At 39.4% G+C, this 22,613-nt stretch carries 16 protein-coding genes; 5 read left to right on the forward strand and 11 right to left on the reverse strand.

Annotation, left to right across the window (positions count from 1 at the left end; all coding sequences use genetic code 11):
- Nucleotides 1–66: 66 nt before the first annotated feature.
- The 5 genes from BM073_RS04460 (at nucleotide 67) to BM073_RS04480 (ending at nucleotide 6,170) form a co-directional block, all read left to right on the forward strand.
- Nucleotides 67–1,791, forward strand: coding sequence for an alpha/beta hydrolase-fold protein (locus BM073_RS04460; RefSeq protein ID WP_091651019.1), 1,725 nt, complete (start codon nucleotides 67–69; stop codon nucleotides 1,789–1,791).
- 4 nt (nucleotides 1,792–1,795) lie between these two features.
- A complete protein-coding gene (locus tag BM073_RS04465) occupies nucleotides 1,796–2,680 on the forward strand; it encodes an SMP-30/gluconolactonase/LRE family protein (protein WP_091651021.1) in 885 nt (294 codons plus the stop codon).
- A gap of 187 nt (nucleotides 2,681–2,867) precedes the next feature.
- Nucleotides 2,868–3,866, forward strand: a complete 999-nt coding sequence (locus BM073_RS04470) for an acyl-ACP desaturase (protein WP_370627647.1) — start codon at nucleotides 2,868–2,870, stop codon at nucleotides 3,864–3,866.
- Nucleotides 3,867–3,949: 83 nt separating this feature from the next.
- Nucleotides 3,950–5,245 (forward strand): Zn-dependent hydrolase, encoded by a 1,296-nt coding sequence (locus tag BM073_RS04475; RefSeq protein ID WP_175557845.1) that lies wholly within the window; start codon nucleotides 3,950–3,952, stop codon nucleotides 5,243–5,245.
- 70 nt (nucleotides 5,246–5,315) lie between these two features.
- Nucleotides 5,316–6,170, forward strand: coding sequence for a pirin family protein (locus tag BM073_RS04480; protein WP_091651027.1), 855 nt, complete (start codon nucleotides 5,316–5,318; stop codon nucleotides 6,168–6,170).
- Here the strand turns inward: BM073_RS04480 and BM073_RS04485 are convergent.
- The 11 genes from BM073_RS04485 to bshC all read right to left on the reverse strand — a co-directional run bounded on the left by BM073_RS04485 (nucleotide 6,167) and on the right by bshC (nucleotide 22,538).
- Nucleotides 6,167–6,940 carry a Rossmann-like and DUF2520 domain-containing protein gene (locus BM073_RS04485; RefSeq protein ID WP_091651030.1) on the reverse strand — a complete coding sequence of 258 codons (774 nt, stop codon included), beginning with the start codon at nucleotides 6,938–6,940 and terminating at the stop codon, nucleotides 6,167–6,169. The genes BM073_RS04480 and BM073_RS04485 overlap by 4 nt on opposite strands.
- 81 nt (nucleotides 6,941–7,021) lie before the next feature.
- A complete protein-coding gene (gene lpdA / locus BM073_RS04490) occupies nucleotides 7,022–8,419 on the reverse strand; it encodes a dihydrolipoyl dehydrogenase (protein ID WP_091651034.1) in 1,398 nt (465 codons plus the stop codon).
- Nucleotides 8,420–8,468: 49 nt separating this feature from the next.
- A complete protein-coding gene (locus BM073_RS04495) occupies nucleotides 8,469–8,822 on the reverse strand; it encodes a four helix bundle protein (protein WP_091651037.1) in 354 nt (117 codons plus the stop codon).
- Between the two features lie 100 nt (nucleotides 8,823–8,922).
- Nucleotides 8,923–10,473, reverse strand: coding sequence for a 2-oxoglutarate dehydrogenase complex dihydrolipoyllysine-residue succinyltransferase (gene odhB / locus BM073_RS04500; RefSeq protein WP_091651040.1), 1,551 nt, complete (start codon nucleotides 10,471–10,473; stop codon nucleotides 8,923–8,925).
- A gap of 70 nt (nucleotides 10,474–10,543) precedes the next feature.
- Complete coding sequence (locus BM073_RS04505; protein ID WP_091651043.1) at nucleotides 10,544–13,330, reverse strand: 2-oxoglutarate dehydrogenase E1 component; 2,787 nt, start codon at nucleotides 13,328–13,330, stop codon at nucleotides 10,544–10,546.
- A 137-nt stretch (nucleotides 13,331–13,467) separates the two neighbouring features.
- On the reverse strand, nucleotides 13,468–14,415 hold the full coding sequence (locus BM073_RS04510) for a hypothetical protein (protein ID WP_091651046.1): 948 nt from the start codon (nucleotides 14,413–14,415) through the stop codon (nucleotides 13,468–13,470).
- A gap of 18 nt (nucleotides 14,416–14,433) precedes the next feature.
- Nucleotides 14,434–16,086, reverse strand: a complete 1,653-nt coding sequence (locus BM073_RS04515; protein WP_091651049.1) for a SusD/RagB family nutrient-binding outer membrane lipoprotein — start codon at nucleotides 16,084–16,086, stop codon at nucleotides 14,434–14,436.
- Between the two features lie 18 nt (nucleotides 16,087–16,104).
- A complete protein-coding gene (locus tag BM073_RS04520; RefSeq protein ID WP_091651051.1) occupies nucleotides 16,105–19,320 on the reverse strand; it encodes a SusC/RagA family TonB-linked outer membrane protein in 3,216 nt (1,071 codons plus the stop codon).
- Between the two features lie 579 nt (nucleotides 19,321–19,899).
- The gene (locus BM073_RS04525) at nucleotides 19,900–20,394 is read right to left on the reverse strand and encodes a hypothetical protein (protein WP_091651054.1); all 495 of its coding nucleotides are present in this window, start codon (nucleotides 20,392–20,394) and stop codon (nucleotides 19,900–19,902) included.
- Nucleotides 20,395–20,413: 19 nt separating this feature from the next.
- Nucleotides 20,414–20,983, reverse strand: a complete 570-nt coding sequence (locus BM073_RS04530; protein WP_091651057.1) for a 5-formyltetrahydrofolate cyclo-ligase — start codon at nucleotides 20,981–20,983, stop codon at nucleotides 20,414–20,416.
- Complete coding sequence (gene bshC / locus BM073_RS04535) at nucleotides 20,973–22,538, reverse strand: bacillithiol biosynthesis cysteine-adding enzyme BshC (RefSeq protein ID WP_091651060.1); 1,566 nt, start codon at nucleotides 22,536–22,538, stop codon at nucleotides 20,973–20,975. The genes BM073_RS04530 and bshC overlap by 11 nt, the downstream gene beginning before the upstream one ends.
- Nucleotides 22,539–22,613 lie beyond the last annotated feature (75 nt).

A 22,613-nucleotide genomic window follows, 5' to 3' on the forward strand; every position in this document is an offset into this window, starting at 1 on the left:
CAGAATTATAAAAATCCAAAGAATCAATTGAATTATCGTAAATTACATTTAACCAATATCAGCACCATGAAAAAAGCCATTTACATTTTTGTCATTTCAATTTTAATCATCTCTTGTTCGGAGAAGTATAACTCACCCATTCAAGTTGACATCGCTTCAGAGTTGGAGCAAGAGCTAAAAGACGGTAGACTTCTAGTTATTTTTTCTCCGGACAGTACTCCCGAACCAAGATTCGGAATCAATGATGAAGTGAGTAGCAATCAAGTTTTTGGGATGGATTTCGAAGGTTTCGAAGCAGGGAATCCTATCATTCTAGACCCTGAAAGCTTTGGGTATCCTATTGAGCAACTCAAGGATTTCCCAAAAGGAGAATATTACGTTCAGGCCTTTATTCAGAAATATGAAACTTTTGAACGCGCTGATGGCCACACTGTAAAACTTCCCATGGATCAGGGAGAGGGCCGTCAATGGGCAAGAGCTCCAAAAAATATTTACAGCACTCCTAAGAAAGTCCTTTGGGACGGAGAGAATCTCAGCCTGACTATTGACCAGGAAATTCCACCAGTTCAAGAACCCGAAGACACAGAATACATCAAGCATATCAAAATCAAATCAGAGTTACTTTCCAAATTTTGGGGTCGGGACATGTACTTAGGTGCTCATGTTTTAATTCCTAAAGGATTTGATCAAAACCCAAATCAATATTATCCCCTGATGGTTTTTCATGGGCATTTTCCTGATGATTTTGGAGGATTCAGAACCATCCCTCCTGATCCGGAATTAGGAGAAGATGATTACAGTGCTCGCTTTGGAATCTATGGTTATGCCAAACTTCAGCAGCAAGAAGCCTATGATTTTTACCAAAAGTGGATTTCACCGGATTTCAAGCGATTTATTATCATAGAAATTCAACACGCTAATCCATATTACGACGACAGTTATGCTGTTAACTCAGAGAATTTGGGACCATATGGAGATGCGATCACCTATGAATTGATTCCTTTTATAGAAAAGCAATTCCGGGGAATAGGTGAAGGATGGGCTAGGTTTTTATATGGAGGATCCACGGGTGGATGGGAGGCTTTGGCCGCTCAGGTATTTTATCCGGAGGAATACAATGGCTGTTTTGCAGCATGCCCTGACCCTATGGATTTTAGAGCATACACCACGGTCAATCTATATGAGGATAAAAATGCGTATTTCTTAAATGGGACGTTCAGAAAAACTCCTAGAGTTGGCAAAAGGAACTATTTAGGCCATGTATCTGCTATGTTAAAGGACATGAACCATAAAGAATTGGCTCTTGGTGGAGATAAAAGTCGTTCAGGAGATCAATTTGACATATGGCAAGCGGTTTATTCTCCAGTAGGAAATGATGGCTATCCCGAACCTATCTGGAATAAACAGACCGGCGAAATTAATCCTGAGGTAGCGGCTTATTGGAAGGAAAATTTCGACCTCCGATATATTATGGAAAGAGATTGGAAAAAGCTCGGACCAAAATTGGAGGGAAAAATCAATATTTATTGTGGTGATATGGATAACTATTATCTCAATAATGCAGTTTACCTCACTGAAGCTTTTTTGGAGCAAACTCAAGATCCTTATTATGCTGGAGAAGTAGCCTATGGGGATAGAGCTGAACATTGCTGGAATGGTGATCCAAGCCTTCCCAATTACATCACTCGTCTTCGCTACAACACCATGTATTTAGATAAAATTGAGGAAAGACTGAAATCTACAGCTCCATCAAATTTTAATCAACAAAACTGGACACTAACCAAAAATTAAAAAAATGAAATCAACTATCAAACTTGGCCTAATTGGCCTATCAGCAAGCTTTTTATTTGCACAATGCGGACCACAGAAAACCGAGGAAACCGAAGAAGTTGCAGTAATTGAGGAAGTAAAATCTCCAACGCTCACCAAACTTTGGGAAACACCTGCCACACTAGAGACAGTGGAATCAGTTCTTTACGACGAGGCGACAGGTACAATTTATACCTCCAACATCATTGGCCAAGATCCATTGGGTAAAGACGGTAAAGGTTCAATTTCAATTATTGACAATGAAGGGAATATTGTAACTCAAGATTGGGTTACTGGACTGAACGCTCCAAAAGGAATGGGCATCAGTAATGGAAAATTGTATGTCACAGATATTGATCAGTTAGTCGAAATCGATATTGCAACGGCGAAAGTATCCAACAGATGGCCTGTTCAGGGAGCTCAATTCCTGAATGATGTGGCTACTCATGATGGTAAAGTTTATTTCACAGACATGAATACTGGAAAAGTTCACATGTATGCTGATGGGAAAATCACCACTATCTCAGAGGGACATGACAGTATCAATGGAATAGCAGTTGCGAATGATGGAACTATCTATGGTTTGGATGCATCTGGCTTGAAGAAATGGAATGCAGACGGTACCGCTGAGGTGGTCAACAATGCGGTAACAGGAGGAGATGGATTAGTGATCTTAGGAGACGGAAACTTTGTGGCTTCAAGATGGCAAGGTGAAGTTTGGTTTGCTAGCGCTGAAGACCAAAGCATCCTACTAGACACCAAAGCTGAAGAATCCAATACAGCAGACATTGGATACAATCCATCAGAAATGATCGTATATGTCCCTACCTTCTTCAAAAACAAGGTAGTAGCTTATAAATTGGATTACTAAGATATAGCTTTAAAGGTCAAAGGGGCTGTAAAATCAGCTCCTTTTTTCTTCTCTAAGTAGTTTAAAATCCACTCATGGAAACTCAAATAAGGAATAGAGTTTTTCCGTGCCGATTCTGCATTATTGTCCTTACCTTTATAACGATTCTAATTAGCAATAAATAAAAGAATCAAATAACACGAATATTATGAGTTCAAAACCTATCAATTACGAGCTGGAAAAAAACATGGAAGTCATTTCCCAGCTGGATGCCATCGTTGGTGATGCTGTGGATAATGTGCTGGTTGATCCCGATGACTGTTGGCAGCCATCTGATTTTCTTCCAGATATGTCCAATCCAGAAGCGATTGAGGACATTAAATTATTGCAAATGCGGGCGGAAGGGATTCCAGATACCGTTTTGACTTCTCTGGTAGGAAACATGATCACTGAAGAAGCATTACCTTCTTATCAGACTTACTTTAATTTGTTGGAAGGAATCAATGAAGAACGAAACCTTCTTTCTCCTTCAGGTTGGGTAAGATGGTCAAAAGCTTGGACTGCAGAAGAGAACCGTCACGGTGATCTTTTAAATAAATATCTCTACCTAACAGGAAGAGTGGATATGAAGGCAGTAGAGCAAACCATCCACCGTTTGATTTCGAATGGATTTGACCCGAAATCAGAATCTGATCCCTATCAGGCTATGATTTATACCTCTTTTCAGGAAAGAGCAACTAAGATTTCCCACGTAAACACAGGTAAACTTGCCGATAAAGCAGGAGACCATGTGCTTTCAAAAATCTGTAAAACTATTGCGGGTGATGAAGCAAGACATGAAAAGGCTTATAAAACCTTCATGTCTAAAATTTTTGAAATAGATCCTAGCGGCGCTATGGTAGCCTTCGAAAAAATGATGCGCAAGCAAATTGTCATGCCGGCAGTATTAATGGGAGAAGGTGGAAGCCGTCAATCTTTGTACAAAGATTTCTCTGAAATCACTCAAAAAGTAGGAATCTACACAGGCTGGGATTATGCTAGAATCATTCAGCACTTGGTGGATCACTGGAAAGTTGAAGCTGTAACCGGCTTAAATGATATGGCCGCAAAGGCACAAGATTACTTATCAAATCTTGCAGATAGATATATGAGATTGGCAGACCGAATGAAAGCACCTGATGAGGTGAAGTTAGCTTGGTTGAAATAATTAATGCCAAAACCACGAATAAAAGTCCTGTCTATACGGCAGGACTTTTTTTGTATATTTCTATTCTTCAAAAAGCTAAACTTATGATTCAAAGAATATTTCCACTGACTCTCTTATTGCTGTTTTGTTTACAAATAAGCTATGCGCAGTCGTTCAAAATCAATTCAGACAGACTTCATGCCTCATTAATGCAGCTTTCCACCTTTGGAAAAAATGAAAAAGGGGGAACGGATAGAGTTGCATACAGTGAATATGATCTGCAGGCTAGGGAATATGTTATCAGTCTGATGAAAGATGCAGGTCTGAGTGTTTCCGTGGATTTTGCTGGAAATATTATCGGAAGAAAAAAGGGAACAGATGATACTTTAAAGCCCATTGCATTTGGATCGCATATAGATGAAGTACCTAATGGAGGAGATTACGATGGACCTGTGGGATCTATGTCATCTATTGAAGTCATCAAGACCTTAGCTGAAAATAATTTTACCACTAAACATCCTTTGGAAGTAATCATATTTACCAATGAGGAAGGTGGAGTAGTAGGAAGTAGAGCTTTGGTAGGCCAATTGAGTAAAGAGGCACTACAAGTAGTAAGTAATGCAGGAATCACTCAATATGAGGGTATCAAAAAATTAGGAGGGAATCCTGATAGAATCAATGAAATTAAAAGAAATCCGGGTGATTTGGCGGCTTTTTTAGAATTACATATTGAGCAAGGAGCGAATCTCTTCAATGAAAAGAAAGACATTGGTGTGGTGGAAGGAATTGTAGCCATTGACTGGTGGGATATCACTTTTACAGGATTTGCCAATCATGCCGGTACTACTCCAATGAATCTTCGAAAAGACCCTATGCTGGCAGCGGCAAAGTTCATTCTAGCGGTAAACCAAACTGTGAAATCCTACGAAGGAAGACAGGTAGCAACAGTTGGGAAAATTCAGGCATTCCCTGGAGCTGGCAACGTAATACCAGGAGAAGTTAAGCTCAATTTAGAAATGCGGGATCTCTCTTCAGAAAAAATTTGGACTATTTATAAGGACCTGGAAAAGCAAGCCCAGAGTATAGCAGAGGAATTTGATGTTGAGTTTAATTCCAAACATATTGAGGTTGCATCCAAACCAGCATTAGCTGATCCAGAGGTCAGAAGGGTAATTCAGGCTCAAGCAGAAAAACTGGGATTATCAACTCTAAGCCTTCCGAGTGGAGCTGGCCATGATGCTCAAGAAATGGCTAGAATTGCTCCCATGGGTATGATCTTTATTCCAAGTAAAGATGGAATTAGCCATGCACCTTCTGAATTCTCCAGCAAGGAGGATATTGCCAATGGCGCCAACGTACTTCTTTACACCATTTTAGAACTGGATAAGAAGCTTCAGTAATCGAAAAAAAATCAATTCACTAAACTTTTTTAGGGCTTTTTTCATTTACATGTATATACATTAATTAGCTATGAGAAAGATCAAAAAAATACACAAATCAGAATATAGACCTATCGCAGACCTAGTTACATATAGTCCTATGCCGACGCGGTCTTTACAAATGATAGATCCTTTTTTGTTTTTGAATCATCATGGATTTCAAACATACCCTGAGCATAATCAAGGTCTGCCGTTTGGACCTCATCCACATAGAGGAATGGAAACAGTAACCTTCATTTTGGAAGGTGATATCATGCATAAGGATTCTAGCGGGCATGAATCAGTAATTGGTCCTGGAGGAGTTCAGTATATGACTGCTGGGAAGGGCTTGATACATGCTGAAGTTTCCAGTTCTGAATTCAAGAAAAAAGGTGGTGACTTGGAGATTCTGCAATTATGGTTAAATCTTCCTGCTGCGAAAAAAATGATGGATCCGAATTATATCGGCTTGCAGAAAGATGAAATCCCAACCTTTGAGCTGAGCGAAGGTAAAATTCAGGTTCAGCAACTCTTTGGCGAATGGAATGGTGTAAAAGGTGCTTTTGAAGGTACTTTCCCCATTACCATGAGCACCATTTATTTAGAAGAAGGCAGCCAATTTACTAAGGAAATCCCTGAAGATGAGAATATCTTCTTTTACTTGGTTCGTGGCGAAGTAAAGATCAATCAGGAAGAAATTCAATTCCGACATTTGGTAGAATTTGAAAATGAAGGTTCTACTCTTTCCGTGGAAGCTCTGGAAAAATCAATTCTTATCTTGGGTCATGCTAAGCCTTTCAATGAGCCAGTAGTAGCTCAAGGACCATTTGTTATGAATTCTCAGCAAGAGATCTATGAGGCTTATGAAGACTACCAGCAAGGAAAATTTGGTTCTTGGAATGGTTAAGAATCGATAATGTCTTGGGAGATCAGCCGATAAATTTCAGCTATTTGCTCATTGTAATTTAAAAAGCGGTAATGATCTTCCAAGACTTCATAATCTTCCCGAATGGCTGGACCAGTTTGCGCTTTTTGAGCCCCAATCTGTAAACTTTTTGAGATAGTTTCAATAATTAGAGGTTTGATCATTTCGAAATCCAAGCCCTGCCTTCTCATAATTTCTTCAGCAATTCTGATCATGTGGTTTGAAAAATTACTTGCGAAAACAGCTGCAACATGTACTGCCTTTCTATCTTTGGATCTCACCAAATAAGTCAAGTTAGAAATACTTTTTGCAAGCTTTTTTAGCTTTTGCAATACCTCCTGATCATCAGATTCCAATAAAAAAGGGACTTCTGACAAATCCATTTTTTGCCCCATGGTGAAGGATTGTAATGGATATAATATTCCCGTATAACTAGCTGAACTGTAACCCAATACATCCAGGTACATAGTTCCGGAGGTATGAACCAAAATGCTTCCCTCTGGCAAAATAACTGAGTCGGCTATTTCAAGTATGGCATCATCTTTCACTGCCAAAATAAAAATCTCAGCTTCACTTTCCGAAAAATCCAAGTCCTCTTTAGACTCTGCTGCATAAACTCGCTCAGTGATTCTCCTGGCCTTCTCAATATCTCTGGCATAAACTTCAGTAATCATATGCCCTGCATCCTCCAATGCCGGAGCTAAATGCCAGGCTACATTTCCTGCTCCTAAAATGGCTATTTTGAACTTCATGACGGAATTAAGCTATTTTTTAGGCAAAATAAAAAAGCCATTTCCCAAAAGAGAAATGGCTTCACTAAATCAATTTCAAACTTATATATGTAAGGCTCTATTATCAGTAGCTGCCAAACAAGCCTCTTTAAACGCCTCTGTATAAGTAGGGTGAGCATGGGACATTCTTGCGATATCTTCTGCAGAAGCTCTGTACTCCATCGCAACCACTGCCTCAGCGATCATATCTGCAGTTCTAGGTCCAATCATATGGACACCTAGGATTTCGTCTGTCTCAGCATCTGCTAAAACCTTCACTAAGCCATCAGTATCCATAGAGGCTCTTGCTCTACCTGATGCCATGAATGGAAATTTCCCAGACTTATATTTAATACCCTTTTCCTTCAACTGCTCTTCGGTATATCCTACGGAAGCAACTTCTGGCCAGGTGTAGACAACACCCGGAATCAGGTTATAATTAATGTGAGGTTTTTGACCGGCAATTGTTTCTGCTACAAAGGTTCCTTCCTCCTCAGCCTTATGAGCCAACATGGCACCTTTGACGACGTCACCAATAGCATAGATATGTGATGCGGAAGTTTGCAAATGCTCATTCACTTCCACTTGCCCTCTGTCATTCAACTTGACACCAGCAGCTTCAGCATTCAAGCCTTCAGTATATGGCTTTCTTCCTATTGAAACCAGAACATAATCGCCCTTGATCTCGATGGTTTCTCCTTTTCCGTTTTCAGCCTTTACGATAACTTCTTTTCCTTTATTTTCTACAGAAGTCACCTTGTGCTTCAGATAAAACTCAAAGCCTAATTTTTTTAAAGACTTTTGAAGCTCTTTGCCCATGGTCTTATCCATGGAAGGAATCAAAGAATCCATAAACTCAACCACAGAAACTTTGGCTCCCATTCTACCATAAACGGATCCTAATTCCATTCCAATCACACCGCCGCCTATCACGATCAGGTGTTTTGGGATTTCCTTCATTTTCAAAGCTTCGGTAGAAGTAATCACTCTATCCTTATCCAGCTTGATGAAAGGCAAGGAAGCTGGTTTAGAACCCGTAGCTATGATGATATTTTTACCTTGGATCTCTTCAGACTTACCATCCTCTTTAGTCACTTTGATGGTATTCTTATCTACAAAAGAACCCATTCCGTGGTGAACATCAATTTTATTCTTCTTCATCAAAAATTGAATCCCATCCACATTTTGTTTGACCACATCATCCTTTCTGGAAATCATCTGCTTCAAATCCACTTTCAAATTACTCAAATTAATACCATGAGTTTTGAAAGTATGAGCAGCATTATGATAATGCTCTGAGGAGTCAAGTAAAGCTTTGGAAGGAATACAACCTACATTAAGGCATGTTCCTCCCAAAGTTGAATATTTTTCAATAATGGCTGTTTTCATGCCCAATTGAGCAGCTCTGATCGCTGCCACATATCCTCCCGGGCCGGAGCCAATTACTATAACGTCGTACATTTTTTATCAAGTATTATGTACCAAGTATCAAGTACTAAGTACAACAAGGTTAAACATTTAAACTTTGCTTAAGTCTGACTATCATGTTTTGAATATGCTCAAGTTCAGTTTCTATTTTTTCAAAATCATCTATACTAACATAGCCCAAGCGGTTAGAAATAACCATTTGGGTATCTAACTCAAAAGAAGAGCCTAGTGAAATACCAAGGAAATGATCAAAATCCTTATTAGTATTCCTTCCTGCACCTTCTGCAATATTTGAAGGAATAGAAATTACACACTTATTCATTTGAGAGATTAATCCAAAGCGCTCTTGAGGAGGAAGATTTTCCGTAATCTTGTAAACTTCAACAGCTAAATCTATGGCCTTCTGCCATACTTTGAGTTCTTTGTAACGATGCATTTTGAATTTAATTTAGTTAAACATTTTTTTTATTAATTTAACTAATCAATTCAAATTTTAATACACTTTGTACATCGTACTTTTTACTTTGTACAGTCGTTTATACTCCAAACAACAACCTAGTCGGATCTTCCAAGAGCTGCTTAACACGAACCAAGAAACTTACGGATTCTCTTCCGTCAATGATTCTATGATCGTAAGAAAGCGCTACATACATCATAGGAAGAATTTTCACTTCACCATTAACAGCCATAGGTCTTTCCACAATATTGTGCATACCGAGAATAGCAGATTGAGGAGCATTGATAATCGGAGTAGACATCATAGAACCAAATACACCTCCATTAGTGATGGTGAAGGTACCTCCAGTCATCTCTTCAATGGAAAGCTTATTATCTCTTGCTTTGGTAGCTAGTCTTACCACTTCTTTTTCAATCTGATCGAAGCTTAATCCTTCTGCATTTCTGATTACTGGCACGACCAGACCTTTTGGAGCGGAAACAGCAATTGAAATATCACAGTAATCATTATAAACGATCTCATTTCCGTCAATTTTGGCATTGACAGCTGGCCACTCCTGAAGAGCAACACATACAGCTTTGGTGAAGAATGACATAAAACCAAGTCCTACACCATGCTTTTCTTTGAACTGTTCCTTGAATTTGGATCTCAAATCCATGATTGGCTTCATATTGACTTCATTGAATGTCGTCAACATGGCTGTTTCATTTTTCACAGACACCAATCTTTTGGAAACAGTACGTCTCAATGAGGACATTTTTTCTCTTCTCTCTTCTCTGGAACCACCCTGAGTTGGTTTTTGAGCAGGAGCCTCGGCTTTGCTTTCCGACTTGGATTCTGTCTTTGGAGCAGGCGCAGATTTCTGTGCATTTTGAGCGTCCTCTTTTGTAATTCTTCCGTCTTTTCCAGTTCCTTTTACCTCCTCAGGCTTAATTCCTTTTTCAGAAAGAATCTTAGACGCTGCCGGAGAAGCATGTCCTGTAGCGTAGCTATCCTTATCAGATGAAGAAGATGAGCTTGAGGCACTTTCGGAGCTGGACTTTTCAGAAGATGAAGTTTCGGGCTCTCCTTCAGTCACTTCAATCTTACAAATCAATCCTCCGATTTCCAGTGTATCGCCTTCTTTCGCAACATGGCGAAGTATTCCAGAAGCTTCAGCAGGCAATTCGAAGGTTGCCTTATCTGAGTCCACTTCAGCAATGATGTCGTCCAATTTGACATAATCGCCGTCGGCTTTGATCCAATTTGCCAGCGTAACCTCAGTGATAGATTCACCAACAGTTGGCACAACCATTTCCTTTACTTCCCCTGTTTTAGAAGAGGAGGAAGAAGATGCTTTAGACTTTTCCTCAGACTTTTTGGAGTCTTTTGACTCTTCACTTTTGACTCCTGAATCTGATTCTTCTATTACACAGATCACAGCGCCAATTTCCAATGTATCACCTTCCTCTGCTTTGATTCGTAAGGTACCTGCAGCCTCTGCCGGCAATTCAAAAGTTGCTTTATCAGATTCAAGTTCACATAGAACTTCATCCATCTGAACTGAATCCCCATCTTTTTTAAACCACTGGCCTATGGTTACTTCGGTGATTGATTCACCGACAGCCGGAACTTTGATTTCTTTGCTCATGTGTTTTTCTGTTGACTTTTACCAAAAAATGGCAAAAGAGGTAAAAGGAATATTCTGGATTTGCGGTTAATTACAGTTTTAATGCTTTGGAAACAATTGCTTTTTGTTCTTCTACATGGACTTTGTTATATCCGGTAGCTGGAGATGCACTCATCTTTCTGGCAATCACATCCATTGGAAGTTCTTTATGCAGCAGTCTCAACATATAATTCCAGTAGCCCATATTTTCTGGCTCTTCCTGAACCCATACTACCTCTGCATCTTTGTATTGCTTCAATGTTTCAAAAATCTGCTTCTTAGGCAGTGGATGTAGCTGTTCAATACGAACAAGCGCCACATTCTTCACTTTTTCTTTCTCTCTCGCTTCTTCTAGGTCATAATATACTTTACCTGTGCAAAGAACCACTCGCTTCACATCCTTGGTGTTTACAGTAGTATCAGGAATTAACTCTCTAAACTTACCCGAAGTAAATTCATCTATAGGTGACATCACCTTAGGGTGTCGTAGCAAGGATTTTGGAGACATGACTACGCAAGGCTTCCTAAATTCCCAAGCCAATTGCCTTCTTAACAAATGGAAGAAGTTGGATGGCTCGGTGATATTAGCCACCACCATATTATATTCAGCAGAAAGCTGCAAAAATCTTTCAGGTCTCGCATTAGAGTGCTCTGGACCCTGTCCTTCATATCCATGAGGAAGAAGCATTACCAGTCCATTTTGCTTTTGCCACTTGGATTCACCGGAGGAAATAAACTGGTCAATCATGGTTTGGGCTCCGTTTGCAAAATCACCAAACTGCGCTTCCCAAATGGTCAAAGAATGCGGATTAGCCATTCCATATCCGTACTCAAATCCCAAAACAGCATATTCTGAAAGTAGAGAGTTGTAAATATGGAATTGTCCCTTTCTATCTTTCATTTCTTTTAAAGAATTGAAAGGCTGATTGGAATTGGCATCGTGCAATACTGCATGTCTGTGGGAGAATGTACCTCTTTGCACATCCTGACCTGTAAGTCTTACAGTTTTTCCCTCAAGTAATAAAGATCCATAAGCCAATAATTCAGCAGAAGCCCAGTTCAATGACTTGGACTTGAAGAACATATCTTTTCTCTGCTTCATTTGAGCCTCAATCTGCTTGATTGGCTTGAAACCTTTTGGAATAGTCGTCAATGCTTCGGCAACTTGATCAATTACTTTGGCATCAACACCTGTTTCTGGAGATTGATCAAAGTCTTCCGGCTTGGATCTTCTAAGGCTACCCCATTCTCTTTCAAACTTAGTAGCTTGATACGGAAGTGGCTTTTCCTTAACCATGTTTAGACGATCTTGTAGAAGCTGTCTAAACTCTTCATCCATTTGAGAAGCAATTTCGGCATCGATATCCCCTCTTTCGGTCAATCGCTTTACATAAATCTCTCTAGGGTTTGGATGCTTGGAGATGATATTATAAAGTTCGGGTTGAGTGAATTTAGGCTCATCAGACTCATTATGACCATGACGTCTGTAGCATACCATATCCACAAAAATATCTCTACCAAATTTTTGTCTGAATTCTGCCGCTAACTTCGCCGCGAAGACTACTGCTTCAGCATTATCACCATTAACGTGAATTACCGGAGCATCGATGATTTTAGCCACATCTGTACAATAGATAGAAGATCTTGCATCATCAAAATCAGTAGTAAAACCTACTTGGTTATTAATGACAAAGTGAATGGTTCCACCCGTGTTGTAGCCTTTCAAACCAGCCATCTGAGTTACCTCATACACAATACCTTGACCCGCTACTGCAGCATCCCCATGAATCAAAATAGGGAGCGCCTTGGTTTTATCACCCTTATGTTCTGAGTCAATTTTTGCTCTGATAAATCCTTCTACTACGGGATTAACCGCCTCCAAGTGCGATGGATTGGGAGCCAACTTCAGGTGAACTTTCTTGTCTTCAGGAGTAACGATATCAGAGGAATAACCCATATGATATTTTACGTCCCCATCTCCCATAGTTAGGTCTGGCTTCGCTGTACCCTCAAATTCTGAGAAAATCTGCTCATAGGTTTTGCCCATAACATTGGCAAGCACATTTAGCCTACCTCTGTGAGCCATACCTATCATTACTTCTTCCACACCTCCAAGAGCAGCCGTATTTATTACAGCGTCTAAAAATGGAATAGTACTTTCACCGCCTTCTAGAGAAAAACGTTTTTGACCAAGGTATTTAGTGTGCAAAAAGTTTTCAAAAACAACAGCTTGGTTGAGTTTAAATAGGATTCTTTTCTTTTCATCAGTGGAAGGATTAAAGGCTAAAGCTTCCTTCTCAACTTTGGTTTTAAACCAATCCAGCATTTCAGGATCTCTGATGTAGAGGTATTCGAAACCCATTGGACCCTCATAGATGGTTTTGAGTGCATCTATTATCGCAGAGAGTTTTGCTTTTCCGATACCAATTTCATTTCCCGCTTGGAACTCAGTATTCATATCATCTTGACCCAAACCAAAATCATCCGGATCAATCAGCGCCTTTCTATCTCTTCTTTCACGAACAGGGTTTGTTTTAGATCTTAAGTGAGCTCTTGATCTGTGCGCATGGATTAGAGCTCTTACCTTAATTTCTTTTGGAAGCTGCTCCATATCCATAATGGTACCTGGAGTGGCCAAAGAACCATTTTTCGGAGCAGATGCAGTAGATTCTGCAGCTTGGCCATTTTCACCTTCACCGTAATTGGTAAGGGCAAAATCAAATCCATCAAAAAATTCTTTCCAGCTAGGATCAATGGATTCTGGGTCTTGTTTGTAGGAATTATAGAGCTCATCTATATAGGAAACATGAGCGTTGGCGATGTATGAGAATTTGTCCATGGTTATTTTTTGAGAACAACACAAAACTACTCCCAAATGTTCAGATTAAAAAACTGCTTATTTGCTTTTCCAAATATACAAATTAGATAAAAAAAGAGCGGCAAATTTTGCCGCTCTTTAAATTCAAAAGAATTTTATTATCTCAATCCAGCAGGCCAAGGCTTACCAGAATTAGACTTAATCGTTACTAGACCAGTTTCTCCATCAGAGTTTAACCACTGAATTACAAGATCCTGAGCATTAACACTTACTACAGTCATGGAGTAAGAAGCACTGTACTTATCAGATCCGCTCATGGTCAACTTACCACAGGCATCATTGATTCGAACGTTTCCACTACCCCAAGAGTCACCATAGCAGTTCCAGAACCCAAAGGTTCCGTCTGTGATTCTATAAGCACCAGGAGTAGAAGCTATCGCTGTGAACGTTGTTGTTCCAGAGATAGTACCTGGGCAAGAGCCATAAATAGACTGCATGTTGGACTGAGTAAAGTTGTATGTTCCCGCAAGGTCAGAAGGACAAATTACACTCACATTATATTGGAATGGAGAAGCATAGAAAGGAGCACCAGCAACGTTAGTAGTAACGTTGTCACTGGAGAATCTTCTACCAAATTTATCATTCAATACTAATCTGAATTCGAATACGTCCGCGCCTTCGATTTGAGCAGGAGTTAAACCTACAGCAGAGATGGCTTCAGAAGCAGGGATCTCAAAAGAAACTCTTAAGAATCTAGATTCTGAATTTGGAGCGAAGTCAGACTTCTGAAGAGTTCTAACAAGAACATCGTTGGCTGGAGTATACTCAAGACCAACACCTGGGATCAATCGTCTGTGACGAACTCGAATTTCAACTGTTTCTACAGTGTTACCATCTTCAGCATCTACGGCCTCCAAAGTCAAAGCAAATTTAGAATTAGCCAGATTAAAGAAGTTGAACGTTGTGCTGGTTCTTGAGATGGTTCTCAAATAAGCCGCCGTATCAAAGTCGGTATATGGAATATTCGGCTCTACAAAGTCTCTACAGGAGCTGAGGAAAATCAAAGCGCCCATCAGTAGACCGAAACTATATTTTATCATTTTCATATTTTTCAAATTTATCGGTTATTGAACCCAAGCATTTCCTGCAGGATTTGTATCCCAAAATACTTGTACGGACTGATCAGGTTTTTGAACCGCTTTGGTATTTGTAACCATATAGTTGTTTGGATAGAAGAATGATCTTGGGAAAATTCCAGGATTCTGCTCCAAACCAGGCTGCATAGGTGAAGGCTTACCTGTTCTTCTATAAAGGTTATATGATTCAATTCCATTACCGTACAATGACAACCAATACTCTCTACCAATGACACTCATTTTGGCATCACTAGAACTGGTAGCATCAAATTCGTCACCAACATACTTCAAGTAATTGTCGATATTGGCTGTCAAATTGATACCCTGAGCGGTTAAGAATGCATTGATAGCGCCACCTTCAGAAGTACCTCTACTAAATGCAACTACATAATCCATGTGCTTTTTGATACCAGACAGCAAATAGGTTTTTGCATTTCCAGTAGTACCTAGGGTCTGAGCAGCTTCAGCCAACATGAAGTCAACATAAGCAGCAAGCATGATTGGATGAATTCCAGCTCCTTGAGCTCCCAATGAAGGGTTGTTTACAGGAGAAGCAGAGTTATTATCAAATCTACCTCCAGCTGGGAATACACCCCAAGCAGTTCTCTTCAATCCATCTGGTGGAATACCGTCTGGATCTAGGTGATCACGACCCCAATATCCTCTCTGACCAGGAAGACAGTAGATAAAATTACCTACTAAATAGTGTGGCGGAGGAATCTGAGTAATACACTCAATTTCATCTGGATTAGTAGAATTAACTAATACCTGTCTGTAGAAATAGAATCTTGCACGAGGATCATCAAAGCCTTTAGCTTCAGTCATGTGCCACATGTAGAAAGTAGACTGATAATCTCCACCACCTTGTGTATACTGACCTGCAAATCTAGGATGACGAGAATCAGGATCAGCTCTTGTTGTTCCAAAACGGAACACAAAATCATCCCCAGTTTTCAACATATTATCTGCTGCAATCAAAGCATTGATAGCAGAAGTTGAACCAGCTCTATCGACCAATTTTCTGTTCAAATGGTATCTTAACTTCAAGGTATTCACCAAACGAATCCACTTGGTGTAATTACGGTTGTAGTAATAATCATTTGGTGTACCAGAAGAAGGGTTAGCTGCAAAGTGAGCAGCTGCTTCGTTCAAGGCTGCCAAAGCAGCATCATAAACAGCAGCACCCTGGTCTACCGCAGGATTGAACTCGTTAGGGTCCAAAGCCTGAGAGAAAGGAACATCACCGTATGAATCTACCAAGTTAAACAAGACCATTGCCTTGATTGTCTTAGCGATACCCAAGTGTCTTTGGAAGTTTGAAGCTTCAGCTAAAGGCTCCAAGAACTTAATGTCTGCTAAAATATTTGCATAAGCATTAGTCCAATATCCGTTTGTAGTAACTGGAGTATAAGCTCCTTCGTACTGCGCAGAACCTTGGTTAATAATACGAGTCAATCGCATTCCATCATCTCCAACCGTGTTGAAGAAGGACTGATAATCTAACTGAATTCTGTTTAACAGAAAGTCAGGAGAAGCTGTGTCTGCGTTTACAGCATTTGGGTTTTCCAACAAATCTAGATCACAGGAAACCGCAAACAGTGTGCTGACAGCCAGCAATAAACTATATATTCTTTTTTTCATCTTAATTTCTGTTTGGGGTTAGAATGTAAGTGTTACAGTACCACCAAATCTTCTTGAGCTAGGACCTGTAACAAAGTCAAATCCTAATCCGTTACCAACACCAGTTCCCAACACGTCTACGTCATAGTTCATGTTTGGAGGGAAGTTCAAGGCAAGGAACCAAAGGTTTGTACCACTCAAGGCGATAGAAGCTCTCTTAAATGGAGTCTTTGACATCAAGTTCGATGGGATTTGATAACCCAAAGAAAGTTCTCTCAATCGAATCATAGAACCATCGAATACGTTTGGCTCATCTGTTGCACCCTGATAACCTGCAAAGAAGTAGTCAGAAGCAGTGATTTGAATATCATTTGGAGTACCATCTTCTTTCACACCTGGCATGATGAAGGTCAATTCTCTATCAATAACAGGATCTTTTGTTACACCTCTAGCTAGAGTTGCTGTCACAGTGTTAGAGAAAATAGCACCCTTATGTCTGTATTCCATCATTGCATTCAAGGTAAATCCTTTGTATGTGAAGGAGTTAATCCAAGAACCAGTCCAAGCTGGGTTTGGATCACCTAATACTTTCAATTCAGCAGAAGGCTTATACAATCCGTTAGAAAGAACAATTGGCTGACCAGTTTGCTCGTCTCTTTCAAATCCTACACCCTTGATAATATTGAACGGCTGACCAGGAATAGCGAAGTTACCCAAGGTAGTAAAACCAGCAACAACGATCTCTTCCAAACCTCCACCTAACTCGATGGTCTTAGATCTATAAAGGCCCCAGTTTATAGTAGAATTCCATGCAAAACCTGAAGCGGTGGATACTGGAGTTACAGTTGCCTGGAATTCAATACCTCTGTTTCTGATTTTACCAATGTTGATTGCAGTTGAAGTAAATCCAGTAGAAGGATCAATAGGTGCTTGAGTAATCAAATCTCTTGTATTCTTCTGATACAAGGAAATGTCAAACTTCAACTTGTTATTGAACATCACTGCTTCAATACCGAATTCAGTTTCCTCGTGCAACTCTGGCTTCAAATTAGGGTTACCCAACAAGTTGGATACAGAGTGAGTCTGAGTAACGGCTCCATCTCTATCAAAAGCACGAGCACTTTGATTCAAAATGTTTCTCGTTCTATATGGAGAAGGGAAACCAGCAGAAGTACCATAACCTAATCTCAATTTCAAATCATTGATAGTGCTGCTGTTCCAGTTGAATGCAGTACTAGGAAGGAAGGAAACTGATGCTCCCGGATATAGGATTCTTCTGTTTTCAGGCTCAACTGTTGAAGTCCAGTCATTTCTTGCAGAAAGGTTAAAGAATAAATAATTAGAGTAGTCCAACGTTACGTTAGCATAAATACCCATTCTTCTTTCTTCTTGAGTAAAGTTCAAACCTCCACCGCTATATGCATCATTACTAGATGAGTTGGTGAAGTTAGAGTGACGGAACAATCCGAAAGCCAACTGTCCTTGAGAAGCTACACCATTTTGAGAATAAGTGTCATATCTGGAGTTACCACCAATCAAAGCACTCATACCAAATTTATCAGAGAATTGCTTCTTCCAGTTGATGATCAAATCCTGGTTCCAGATACTATTTGTAACGTTTACTGATCTGTAATAACCAGAAGTTGTTGCCAATGAAGAAGAAGGTCCTCCTCTATTGTATCTCAATTCCTGCAACTCTGTATATGTATCCAAACCGATTCTATAAGTAATAGAGAAGTCATCGGTCAAGTCGTAATTAACAGCTGTAGAATTGAAGAAACGCTGTACATCAGAAGTATTCTGATAATATCTCACCAACCAGTTCGGGTTAACGATGTCATTACCACCTCTGTAGTACACAGAACTTCTATCAATTGGGTTTTCAAAAGGAAGACCACCCAAATCCACAGAACGAGGAGTATACAATACGTGAGCAAAAACAGATGGAATACCACCAGACGGTCCGGAACCGAAGGCTGCGTTAACTGGAGGAGACTGTAGGTCTGTAATTGCGAAAGTGAAAGAAGATCTAACAGAAAGTTTGTCAGAAACTGCAGAGTTAACACCCAATCCGAAGTTGTACTTCTTCAATTCGTTACCAGGGGTAAATCCTTCCTCGTCAGTATAACCGAATGAAGCGTTGAAGCTGGTCTTGTCTGAACCACCTGCAACTTGAACAGATGTGTTAGAAATCAAACCAGTTCTGAAGAAAATCTCAGAAGGATCAGCATATGCCTTGTATTCATACTGTACTGGAGTACCTCCTACAATTCCATCAACCCAGAACTGTGGGAAAGCTTCTCTTACTTTTTGTACAGAAGAAGTAGCATATGGGTGGTTTACTGTTCTTCCTTCATCCATTCTTGGACCGAAGTTAGAGAAGAAGAAACCAGGCGCTTGCTGGAAACCATTACCATAAACCTGACCATAAGTAGGCAAAGATGCCGCCTCGTTGGTAAATACAGATTGGTTGATAGTTACCTCAGCAGCTTTTCTCTTAGATGCTCCTGATTTGGTAGTGATCAAGATCACACCGTTTCTACCTTGGTCACCGTAAAGTACGGTTGCTGACAAACCTTTCAATACAGAGATAGCCTCAATATTGTTAGGGTCAATATCCAAGAAACGAGAAGATGTGGTCGCACCACCTGTAGTAAATCCGTTTTGGTTGTTTGTGCTAGTGTTGAAAGGAACACCATCTACAACGAATAGAGGCTGGTTAGAACCGGTAGCTGAGGAATAACCTCTAATTACCATGTTGGTACCAGAACCTGACATACCGTTGGTAGATGTAATGTTTACACCTGGCACTTTACCTTGCAAAACACGGGCTACGTCTTGCTCAGGTCTGTTCTCGAGCTGCTCATTACCTACAGAGGTAACTGCATAACCCAAGGCTTTCTTTTCCCTTTCAATACCGATCGCAGTTACTACCACTTCGGATAGTTGAGCTGCATCAGTTGTAAGGGTTACGTTAATAACGGTTCGGTTGCCTATCGCCTCTTCTTTGGATACAAGACCCACAAAAGAGAAAATCAGCACATTCGAACCCGCAGGCACGCTGATGGAATAATTACCATCCAAATCGGTGGTAGTACCCACTGTCGTACCCTTCACGAGGACGGTTGCACCCGGCAAGCCTAGTCCATCTTCGTCGGAAATTACCGTACCGGTAATTACCCGCTGTTGCGCCGACACCTCATAGCTAAGTGTCATGGTGAAAAGCGCAACAACAAAGAGTAAAGCTTTTCTCATAAGGTATTTAGTTTAGTTGATACGTAAAGAAAATCTGTTTCAATTGAATTTCAAAATATTCAAAATTTGTAATTATTATTTTTTTTGTAATGTATTTTATTGGTTAAACACAATTTAAAAGATTTTTTAACCTAATTATTCATACAGTTAGTTAAATATTGACTATTTAAAAGCCTTTTTTAAAATTAAGCGGTAGAAATTTTGTATAAGCGGTGTAAAAAGATGATTATTTGGTAAAGTATGGGTATTTAACAAATATTAACTGTTTTGCATGGCATATGTCCAGATGACAAAATTTTATTTTGATTTCTATTGCAGGAAATATCATTTTTAAAAAAAATATTACATCGATTTATTTCCTAAAACCTTATATAGTTCTTTTAGGAATTGATTTTAAAAAATTTAACCTCTTTTAAAGGTTCTTAATCCAATTTTTATTTTGATGCAAATATCAACGACCTGGAGTATTTCAGAAAAAATTAAAAAAATCTCAAATCAGGGTTCAAATCTTTTATGATGACTTTATTTTTTTGCGAATTCAGAAAAAATAGGTTCAAAAAAATAATATGAGACTGAATTTTAAAACGAATATCTTAAAGTAAGGGCAGCTTCATCTTCCCAAAGAGTAGTGAAATCAGCAAAATTATATGCGGGTTTCCAGTAAACTCCCAAATAAAAGTTACTCCGGTTGATATTATACTCTAAACCCACTATTGCATCTACTCCAAATACATTATAATCCTGATCAATTTTGTAAACCCAAGGAGGTTCACCCTTCCCATCTTTCCACATGCCATAGTGGGCTCCTCCGCCAACATACCATTCCAACCCCTCAAATTCTCTGATATCCCAATGGTGTTCATACAACAAAGCTCCAACCCAGCCCTTCCATCGATTATATACCAATAAGTCAATGGCTCCTTGTTCGGAGATGAACTGCTTGACCGTTCCTCCCAAGTTGGTTCCTCCAACTACTCCCACCATGGTATTGTAAGCTCTAACTTGGGCTTTCGCAGAAGGAATTTGGAAAAACACTACTCCTGCAAACAATAGCACAAACACAATCTTTTTCATCGACATTATAAATTCAAGACTAAAATGTAAGGACTTTTTGAGGATTTATACAAAAGTCCAACGGAATATCATGTGCTTCTTTAGGTAATTCTTTCTCTGGTCCAAAAAAACTCAAGCCAAGCTTAATTGGCTCATAACTCAACTCATACAAAAATTTATCATAATAGCCTTTACCAAAGCCTAACCTTGCTCCACTTTCATCATAAGCTAATAATGGGATGAAAATCAGGTCTATTTCAGGCTTTTCTATCAAATCAAATTCCACAGGTAAAGGAATCCCCCACTTATCTTCAACAAATTCTACGTTTTTTGGGACAGTAATAGTTTGGAGAGTATTGGTTGAAACTTGTACCATAGAGGTATATAAAGGAACCCCTGCTCTCCAAAAAAACTCAACAATGGGAAAGGTATTCACCTCACGCTGTTTTTTTATCGGTAAAAAAATATGGACTCTATGGAATTTTTGATCCTTCAACCATTCAGTTAAGTTTTTAAAAATTAATAAGGAAGCCTCCTCTAGCTCCTTATCGGATAAGGATTTCCGCTTTTCCTTATAAAGCCTTCTGTATTCATCTTTTTCAGTCCTCATATTTCAAAACCATCATTCTGAAATCCATGGGGTCAAAATTTTCAAATAGCTTCTCAATCAATAATTCATCTGCTAGATAAAACTGCATCATATTAACCACTCTCTCCTGAGGACTGCCATTGGGCTTGAGGTAGTCCTCTATATCATCTACTCGACTGAAGGCGATTTGATGTCTCTTTTCTTCAGCCTTGCGGAGCTTATCAGACATTTGATCCAAAATTTTCAAACTCCTCACCTTGGCAGCTTCAAAAGAACCCTTTAGACTTTTCTCCAAAGATTCAGCCTCTTTCCCTCTATTATCAAAAAGTAATGCTACTTGTTCTCTTTCTTTTTTCATTTGAATGTCGGAAAGGGCATTCTTGGCAACAAAATCCTTTTTCCATACCTCTTTATCCATAAAAATAGAATTCTCATCCCATCCCAACTTTTCAATTTTTCTAAGAATTTCTTTACTCAAAATCAAAGCAAAATTCCTTGGTAACAATACGGGAAAGGGAGTTTGGAAATGATCAAATACACCCTTCAGCTGCAACCAATAGACTGCCTCGGCAGGTCCTCCCAAATAGGCTAAATTCGGTAAAATCATCTCCTGATAGAGGGGTCTTAAAACCACATTAGGGCTGAATCTCTCCGGATGATCTTCCACTAATTTTAGAATCTCATCCTGCGAAAACTTCAAGTCTGAATTTAATACCAGATAAGAATCTCCATGCTTTTCTATTCGCTCTCGCAAACCCTGATCCAAATAGAAAAAGTTAATTTCTCTTGGAAAAATCTGTCCGGAATAACCTAAAGTCTCCAAGGATTCTGTTTTCAATACCGCCTCTTTGTGGGGAGTATGATCGATCAAATCTGACTTCATTACCTCCTTAAACAGTCCTTTCAAACCCGCATCATGACCATCTACAATCAGCAAGCCTTTTTCTCCAAATAATTCGTGAACATATTTTCTGACAGCTTCTTTCAGCGTCTTGGAGCTAGAATATGCTTGCTTAAAAACATCATGTACAAAAGGAACCTCTTTCAAAAATTCTTGAAAACTGGCATCTAACTCAAAATCCCCAACAGCTCCGCTTTGATCGGAATTCCATTGATATTTTTTTCCGTCTAATTTAAAATAATTGATCTCATCAAAATCATGATCTTCGCTCGCCATCCAATAAACAGGAACAAAATGGTGATTAGGATATGCTTTGTTTAGTTCCTCGGCAAGTTTGATTGTAGATACGATCTTATAGATGAAATAGAGTGGCCCAGTGAATAAATTCAATTGATGACCCGTAGTTACGGTAAAAGTATTGGGGCCGGCAAGTGCTTCTAATTGTTTTTTTTCTTCTTCAAAAAGTTCAATTCCCTCGTATTGTTTGGCTAAACTTTGACAGAGAATTTTCCTGTTGTTTTCTGGAAACTCTTTCTTTTCTATAGCCTGCTTGAAACTCTCGATTTCTGGCAGATGAGTATAAAACGGTCTCAATTCTGCTTTTCCCTCTATGTAATCCAAGAAAAATGATGAAAACTGATGTGTTTCTCTGAGATCTACGCAGTATTTTTTCATGAGGGTGATTGGTAATTTCGTCTAGGCAAACTGATGGCTATCAGCCAAAGTTCGGTTTTTTTATTAAAAATCACG

The sequence above is a fragment of the Algoriphagus ornithinivorans genome (assembly GCF_900115305.1).
Taxonomy (GTDB): Bacteria; Bacteroidota; Bacteroidia; order Cytophagales; family Cyclobacteriaceae; genus Algoriphagus; species Algoriphagus ornithinivorans.

What these genes read in the sequence shown, in the direction of transcription:
- BM073_RS04460 (WP_091651019.1), top strand. Translation starts at nt 67, where the DNA reads ATGAAAAAAGCCATTTACATTTTTGTCATTTCAATTTTAATCATCTCT.
- BM073_RS04465 (WP_091651021.1), top strand. Translation starts at nt 1,796, where the DNA reads ATGAAATCAACTATCAAACTTGGCCTAATTGGCCTATCAGCAAGCTTT.
- BM073_RS04470 (WP_370627647.1), top strand. Translation starts at nt 2,868, where the DNA reads ATGAGTTCAAAACCTATCAATTACGAGCTGGAAAAAAACATGGAAGTC.
- BM073_RS04475 (WP_175557845.1), top strand. Translation starts at nt 3,950, where the DNA reads ATGATTCAAAGAATATTTCCACTGACTCTCTTATTGCTGTTTTGTTTA.
- BM073_RS04480 (WP_091651027.1), top strand. Translation starts at nt 5,316, where the DNA reads ATGAGAAAGATCAAAAAAATACACAAATCAGAATATAGACCTATCGCA.
- BM073_RS04485 (WP_091651030.1), bottom strand. Translation starts at nt 6,940, where the DNA reads ATGAAGTTCAAAATAGCCATTTTAGGAGCAGGAAATGTAGCCTGGCAT.
- lpdA (WP_091651034.1), bottom strand. Translation starts at nt 8,419, where the DNA reads ATGTACGACGTTATAGTAATTGGCTCCGGCCCGGGAGGATATGTGGCA.
- BM073_RS04495 (WP_091651037.1), bottom strand. Translation starts at nt 8,822, where the DNA reads ATGCATCGTTACAAAGAACTCAAAGTATGGCAGAAGGCCATAGATTTA.
- odhB (WP_091651040.1), bottom strand. Translation starts at nt 10,473, where the DNA reads ATGAGCAAAGAAATCAAAGTTCCGGCTGTCGGTGAATCAATCACCGAA.
- BM073_RS04505 (WP_091651043.1), bottom strand. Translation starts at nt 13,330, where the DNA reads ATGGACAAATTCTCATACATCGCCAACGCTCATGTTTCCTATATAGAT.
- BM073_RS04510 (WP_091651046.1), bottom strand. Translation starts at nt 14,415, where the DNA reads ATGAAAATGATAAAATATAGTTTCGGTCTACTGATGGGCGCTTTGATT.
- BM073_RS04515 (WP_091651049.1), bottom strand. Translation starts at nt 16,086, where the DNA reads ATGAAAAAAAGAATATATAGTTTATTGCTGGCTGTCAGCACACTGTTT.
- BM073_RS04520 (WP_091651051.1), bottom strand. Translation starts at nt 19,320, where the DNA reads ATGAGAAAAGCTTTACTCTTTGTTGTTGCGCTTTTCACCATGACACTT.
- BM073_RS04525 (WP_091651054.1), bottom strand. Translation starts at nt 20,394, where the DNA reads ATGAAAAAGATTGTGTTTGTGCTATTGTTTGCAGGAGTAGTGTTTTTC.
- BM073_RS04530 (WP_091651057.1), bottom strand. Translation starts at nt 20,983, where the DNA reads ATGAGGACTGAAAAAGATGAATACAGAAGGCTTTATAAGGAAAAGCGG.
- bshC (WP_091651060.1), bottom strand. Translation starts at nt 22,538, where the DNA reads ATGAAAAAATACTGCGTAGATCTCAGAGAAACACATCAGTTTTCATCA.